Annotated in this window: 1 protein-coding gene; it reads left to right on the top strand. The window is 65.8% G+C overall.

The window, feature by feature from the left end; translation table 11 throughout:
• A partial coding sequence (locus HP547_RS13275) for a phosphopantetheine-binding protein (protein WP_172286527.1) occupies window positions 1-1,160 on the top strand: 1,160 nt, incomplete at both ends.

The following is a 1,160-nucleotide window of genomic DNA, read 5'->3' as shown; positions in this document are numbered from 1 at the left end:
AAACCCATATCCTCGAAGGCAGCCTGCAGCCAGCCGTGCGCGGCAGTGCCGGCGAGCTGTACCTGGGCGGCGTTGGTCTTGCCCGTGGCTACCACCAGCGCCCGGCGCTGACTGCCGAACGCTTCGTACCGGACCCGTTCAGCGACAACGGCGGGCGGCTGTACCGCACCGGCGACCTGGCGCGCTACCGCGCCGATGGCGTGATCGACTACGCCGGGCGTATCGACCATCAGGTGAAGATTCGCGGCCTGCGTATCGAACTGGGTGAAATCGAAGCGCGCCTGCTGGAGCTGCCCAGCGTGCAGGAAGCGGTGGTGCTGGCCCAGGACGGCCCGAGCGGCAAGCAGTTGGTGGGCTATGTGGTGCCGGCCGACAGCACGCAGGACCACAGCGCCTTGCGCGACAGCCTGCGCGAAGCGCTGAAGGCAGGCTTGCCGGACTACATGGTCCCGGCGCACCTGCTGCTGCTCGACCAACTGCCGGTGACGCCAAATGGCAAGCTGGACCGCAAGGCCCTGCCACAGCCGGATGCCAGCCAGTTGCAGGGTGAATACATCGCCCCGCAAACCGAGCTGGAGCAGCAGATTGCGGCGATCTGGGCGGATGTGCTGAAGCTGGACAGGGTGGGTCTTGACGACAACTTCTTCGAGCTGGGTGGCGATTCGATCATCTCGTTGCAGGTGGTCAGCCGAGCACGCCAGGCAGACATACGCTTCACACCCAAGGAGTTGTTGCAGCATCAGACCGTGCAAGGCCTGGCCGCGGTTGCCCGGCGCAGCGAAACACGGGAGCTGGAGCAGGGCGAGGTCAGCGGGCCTCTGCCACTGATTCCGGTGCAGCGCTGGTTCTTCGAGCAGGCGCTTGAGGTACGTGACCACTGGAACCAGTCGCTGCTGCTTGAACCTGGTGAAGCACTGGATGCGCGCTTGTTGAGCGCTGCACTGGCCAACCTGCATGCACATCACGACCTGTTGCGGCTCAATGCCTGGCACCAGGGCGAGCATTGGCACGCCTCGATTGGCGCGCCGACATCGGCCGAGCTGCTGTGGGTACGCGCATGCGCCGATGCCGAAGACCTGGCCCATCTGGCTGACCAGGCCCAGCGCAGTTTGAACCTGGCACAGGGGCCACTGCTGCGCGCCGTGTTGGCCACGCTCGCA

It is taken from the genome of Pseudomonas sp. CM27, from assembly GCF_013179515.1.
Taxonomy (GTDB): Bacteria; Pseudomonadota; Gammaproteobacteria; order Pseudomonadales; family Pseudomonadaceae; genus Aquipseudomonas.
This window is presented reverse-complemented; position numbering and strand designations above follow the sequence as displayed.